Origin of the sequence: Micromonospora sp. AMSO12t, from assembly GCF_008806585.1 — a bacterium.
Taxonomy (GTDB): domain Bacteria; phylum Actinomycetota; class Actinomycetes; order Mycobacteriales; family Micromonosporaceae; genus Micromonospora; species Micromonospora reichwaldensis.
Window position 1 is genome coordinate 1 of the sequence record NZ_WAAS01000367.1, and the last position, 5,211, is coordinate 5,211.

Sequence of the window (5,211 nt, forward strand, 5' to 3'; positions counted from 1 at the left end):
AAAGGGCACCACGACTCCATGATCGACGAGGGAACCGAGCGGCGGGCGCTGCCCGGGAACGGGCTGCCCGCCGAGCGGGTGCTGGCGGAGCTGCGGGCACTGCGGGCGGCCGACCGGCCCACGCACGGGGGGCGGCTGTTCGCGTACGTCTACGACCCGGCGGTGCCGGGGCTGGACGAGCTGGCCGCCGCCGCGTACGCCGGCAGCGCCCACGTCAACGGGCTCGACCCGACCGCCTTCCCGTCGCTGCTGGCGATGGAGAACGCGCTGGTCGGCGCTGCCGCCCGGCTGCTCGGCGGGGGCCCCGGCAGCGCCGCGCCGGACGTCGTCGGCAGCGTCACCAGCGGCGGCACCGAGTCGCTGATCCTCGCCGTCAAGGCCGCCCGGGACGCCCACCCGGAGATCGCGGCACCCCGGATCGTGGTGCCGGCCAGCGCGCACGCCGCGTTCGCCAAGGCGGCGCACTACCTGCGGGTCGCCGTGGACACGGTGCCCGTGTCGGCGTCCACGCTGCGGCCCGCCGCCGCCGACATGGCCGCCGCCATCGGCCCGGAGACCGTGCTGGTGGCCTGCTCCGCCCCCTCGTACGCGCACGGCGTCGTCGATCCCGTCGCCCCGATCGCCGAAGCTGCCGCCGCCGCCGGGGTGCGCTGCCACGTGGACGCCTGCTTCGGGGGCTGGACCCTGCCGTACCTGCGTCGGCTCGGGGCGGACGTGCCGCCGTTCGACTTCGCGCTCGCGGGGGTCACCTCGATCTCGGTGGACCTGCACAAGTACGCGTACGCCCCGAAGGGCGTGTCGGTCCTGCTGCACCGTGATCCGGCGCTGCGTGCCCCGCAGTACTTCGCGTACGCGGACTGGCCCGGCTACACGATGGTCAACCCGGTCATCGCCTCCACCCGCTCCGGCGGACCGATCGCCGCCGCGTACGCCACCCTGCGGCACCTCGGCGACGACGGGTACCTGCGGCTCGCGGCGGCCACCCGGGACGCCGTCGCCGGCCTGGCCGACGCCGTCCGCGCGGTCGACGGGCTGCGGCTGATGGCCGAGCCGGAGTCGACAGTCGTCTGCTTCACCGCCACCGATGCGGGCCTCGACCTCTTCGTCCTGGTCGACGAGCTGGCCGCCCGCGGCTGGCACACCCAGCCCCAGCTGTCGTACGCCGACCTGCCGCCGAGCGTGCACCTGACGGTGACCGCCGCGGTGGCGCCCCGGGTGGCGGAGTTCGGCCCGGACCTGGCCGACGCCGTGGCCGCCGCCCGGGCCGCCGGACCGGTGACGCTCCCCGCCGAGCTGCTCGCCCTCGCGACCACGCTCACCCCCGACGCGCTCACCCCCGACCTGGTCGCGGGCCTGGCCGCCGGCCTGGGCCTGACCGCCCCCGCCGACGCGGCCGGTCCCGACGCCACCGCTGGTCCCGACGCCGCCGCCGGTTCCGCAGACGCCGCCGGCACCGGCGGTTCGTTGGCGGGGCGGATGGCGGTGGTGAACACCCTGCTCGACGCCGCGCCGCCGGCGCTGCGGGAACGGCTGCTGGTGGAGTTCGTCGGCCTGCTGCAACGCCCCACGTGGTGAGCGGCGGCGCCCACCCCGCCGGGTGGACGCCGCCGCCGGATCACCTGTCCACCCGGACGACGACGTGGTTGTCGCCGGGGGTCAGGTCCGGCCAGTAGCGGTGGTCGGCGCCGTAGTGGACCAGCCAGATTGACGGGCCCGCCTCAAGGCGCTCCGGCCCGAGGCGGAAGCGGAAGGTCCAGCTCCGGCGCTCCCCGGCCGGCACCCCCTCGGTCAGGCACGACGGCCACTCCGGCTGTTCGCGGGCCGGCTCGCACCGGTACCAGTCGCCGCCGTCGGGCGTGCCGAAGGCCTCCAGGTGCCGGAAGGCGACGCGGTTCGCGTCGAGGGGTCCCCGGTTGGTCACGGTCACCGTCACCGTGCCCTGGAACCGGCCGTGCTCGTCCGCCGGTCCGAGGACGAACGGCCCGGCGGAGATCGCGAGGTCGGTGAGGCGGGAGTCCCGGCCGAAGGTGGTCGGACCGCCGGTCTGGGCGAACCGTTCGCCGTCCCAGCCGTACGTCCGCCACTGCTGGCGCGCCCAGTACGCCGGAATGCTGCAACAGGGCTGGATGTCGGCGACCTGGACGCGGACCTTCCCGTCGGCCACGGCGACGGCGCGGACGTCCTCGAAGCCGCCGTCACCCTCCTCGTGGGTCCGGGTCACCCGCCCCAGCGTGACGATCCGCCCGGCGGCGTCCCGGTCGAAGGCGACCACCTGCTTCGCCGACGCCTCGCCGATGCGGCAGCCGAGCAGGGCCAGCGTCTCGGTGGCGCCGTCGGCGTCGACGTCGCCGTGCGTGACGCTGATCAGGTACGGCCGGTCCACCTCCGGTGTGGTGGCCGGCAGCAGGGTGACCCGCGTGGTGTCGGCGCAGTTGCGGCCGGCCCAGGCCGGCAGGTCGGGTCGGGCGGCGCGCAGCTGCCGCTCGGTGATCCGGCCGTCCGGCGCGGCCGGTGACGACGGCGACGACGACGGCGACCGCGACGCGTCGGGTGAGGGCCGGGGCGACGGGGACCAGGTGGGGTCGGCCGTCGGCGTCGCCGCTGGCGGTGCCGGCGACGGGGCGTCCCGCAGCGCCGCGACGGCGGCGATCGGGGCCACCACCAGCGCGACGGCGACCGCCCCGGTCGCGACGGCGGCGCGGCGGCGACGCCGCAGCGTGCGCCGGGCCGCGTCCGGGCCCGGACCGTCGATCCGGTCCGTCAGGTCTCCGCGGTACGCGGCGAAGCGCGCCCGCAGCGGGTCCTGCTCAGGCATGACCGACTCCCTCCGGGTTCTCGTCGAGCAGGGTGGCCAGGACGGCTCGGCCCCGGTGCAGCCACGACTTGACCGTCCCCTCGGCCACCCCCTCCTGGACGGCGATCTGGGCGACGGACATGTCGGCGAGGTAGTGCAGGACCACGGCCCGCCGGTGTTTCTCGGGCAGCGCCGCGAGCGCCCTGTCGATGTCCACCCGGTCCGGCGTCGGGCCCGGCACCTGCGTCTCCACCCGCCGCTGCCGCAGCAGGTGGCCGCGGGCGGTACGCAGCCGACGCCACCGGCTGCGGGCGAGGTTCCAGGCCACCCGCCGGATCCAGGCCACCGGGTCGTCGTAGCGGGCCAGCCGGTCCCACCGGGCGAGCGCCCGGCAGAACGCCTCCTGCGCCAGGTCCTGGGCCTGGCCCAGGTCTCCGGTGTACGCGCAGAGCTGCGCGGTCACGCTGCGGAAGTGCGCGTGGTAGAAGTCGTCGAAGGTGATCGTCGCCGCGCCCTCGCCGGCCCGCGCGTCGACCGTCGGAGGTGGTTCGTTGGCGCGGGCCCCCATCGTCACTGTCACTGTCCCTCCCCGTTCGGGCCGCCGTGGGTGTCTGGCGGCGGTAACACTCCGCCGGGCTGCGGCCGGTTGCGGGCTGGCGCGGTCGTGGATCCGACGGCCGCCGACGGGTCGAGCGGGAAACGGCGCGCGGCCGTGGGGGTCGCCCACGGCCGCGCGCCTGCCTAGTCCACCGTCGTCAGCCGGCGGCGCTGACGGTGAACGCGGCGGTGTTGTCGGCCGGGTCGACGTCGACCAGTTCGTTGTTCCAGCCGAACATCGCGGACAGCCGCAACGAGCCCGCGCCCAGGTCGCCCGGGGTGACCTCGGCGGGCGCGCGGAGCAGCAGCGAGACCGAGCGCTCCTCACCCGGCATGAACCGCCCGCCCGGCACCGAGCAGGTGCCGGTGCAGACATCCACCGGCTCGATGCCGGCGACGTGCACCCCGGCCGGCAGCGTCGGGTCCAGCGAGTACCCGTCGTGCGCGGCGTCGCCCGCGACCCGCACGGTCACCGGCAGCCGGCCCAGCCAGCTTCCGTCCCCCTGTCTGGCGAGGACGGCCGCCGGCCCGACCGTCAGCGACGCGTCGGTCCGCGTGTCCCAGACGTACGACCGTGGGTGGCGCAGCGAGCCGGAGGTGGAACGGAACAGGGTGTCGAACGCCCGGCTGTCGTTGGCCGGGTTCGCGTCCCCGGTCTCGACCGTCACCCGGCCGCCGGGGGTGGACATGGCGTGGGCCTGCGGAGTGGTCAGCACCTGGAATTCGATCGTGAACCGACGCCGCTCACCCGGTTGCAGGGCGTCACCCGGGACCGCACAGTAGACGTTCCGCAGCGGCTGCTCGCGACCGTACGCGCAGGGTGCCGACGGGGTCATGCCCGTGTTGGAACCCGGCACCGGCTCGGTCACGGTCAGGTTGAGGTACGCCGGCTGCTCCCCTCGGTAGTCGACGGTCACCGGCAGGCTGCCGACGTACCCCCGGTCGGTCGGGTTGAGCACCAGCCGGCCGACGGACACCGACGTGTCGGCCGGAGCGGCGGCCTGCGCGGCGGGCGCCGCCATGCCGAGCAGGGCGAGCCCCGCGCCCAGGACGCCGGCAGCGAGCCGGCGGGCGATGGTACGTGCCATTGTGCGTGTCCTCCAGATCCCCGTGGTTCCGCCCCGCAGCCTTCGCGCCGGCGGGCGGTGTTACGGGTAGGACACCCCTCATCGCCGGGAGCGGTTGCGACCGATGAACATGAACCGGTGTCGCTCACCCGACAGCGCTGCGCCCGGGACGGCGCGGACCGAGCGACCGGTCGGCGTCGACGGCGGCTGTGGTTGACTGGTGGCGGTGCTCGGGAAGGGGGCGGTCGTGCAGGTGCCGGGAGTGCTCGGTGAGCCGATCCGGTTCGTGCTGAACTGGGGCCGCCGCTACTCGCTCTGGGTCTTCAACTTCGGCCTGGCCTGCTGCGCGATCGAGTTCATCGCCACCAGCATGGGCCGGCACGACTTCATGCGCCTCGGCGTGATCCCGTTCGCGCACGGGCCCCGGCAGGCCGACCTCATGGTCGTCTCCGGGACGGTCACCGACAAGATGGCCCCCGCAATCAAGCGGCTCTACGACCAGATGCCCGAGCCGAAGTACGTCATCTCGTTCGGCGCGTGCTCCAACTGCGGCGGCCCCTACTGGGATTCGTACTCGGTGACCAAGGGCGTCGACCAGCTCATCCCGGTCGACGTCTACGTGCCCGGCTGCCCGCCCCGGCCCGAGGCGCTGCTGCACGGCATCCTGCGCCTCCAGGAGAAGATCGCCGCCGAACAGTCCGGGATCGGCGGCGTGCCCCGGCCGGACGCGCTCGCCCCGCCGGTCGAGCCGGC

General features: G+C 75.3%; 5 protein-coding genes. 2 read left to right on the top strand and 3 right to left on the bottom strand.

Annotated features, from left to right (window positions below):
* The first annotated feature begins 18 nt into the window (after window positions 1–18).
* Window positions 19–1,575, top strand: coding sequence for an aminotransferase class V-fold PLP-dependent enzyme (locus F6X68_RS30425; RefSeq protein ID WP_151457474.1), 1,557 nt, complete (start codon window positions 19–21; stop codon window positions 1,573–1,575).
* A gap of 40 nt (window positions 1,576–1,615) precedes the next feature.
* On the opposite strand, the gene F6X68_RS30430 is transcribed toward F6X68_RS30425, so the two are convergent.
* The 3 genes from F6X68_RS30430 to F6X68_RS30440 form a co-directional block, all read right to left on the bottom strand.
* Entirely contained in the window at window positions 1,616–2,815 is a 1,200-nt protein-coding gene (locus F6X68_RS30430; RefSeq protein ID WP_151457475.1) for a hypothetical protein, read from the bottom strand.
* On the bottom strand, window positions 2,808–3,374 hold the full coding sequence (locus tag F6X68_RS30435) for a SigE family RNA polymerase sigma factor (RefSeq protein ID WP_225852526.1): 567 nt from the start codon (window positions 3,372–3,374) through the stop codon (window positions 2,808–2,810). The genes F6X68_RS30430 and F6X68_RS30435 overlap by 8 nt, the downstream gene beginning before the upstream one ends.
* A gap of 175 nt (window positions 3,375–3,549) precedes the next feature.
* Window positions 3,550–4,479: a hypothetical protein gene (locus F6X68_RS30440; protein WP_151457476.1), complete on the bottom strand. Its 930-nt coding sequence runs from the start codon at window positions 4,477–4,479 to the stop codon at window positions 3,550–3,552.
* Between the two features lie 226 nt (window positions 4,480–4,705).
* On the opposite strand from F6X68_RS30440, the gene F6X68_RS30445 reads away from it, so the two are divergent.
* Window positions 4,706–5,211 (top strand): NADH-quinone oxidoreductase subunit B (locus F6X68_RS30445; protein WP_151457478.1); only part of this gene is annotated, 506 nt, incomplete at its 3' end.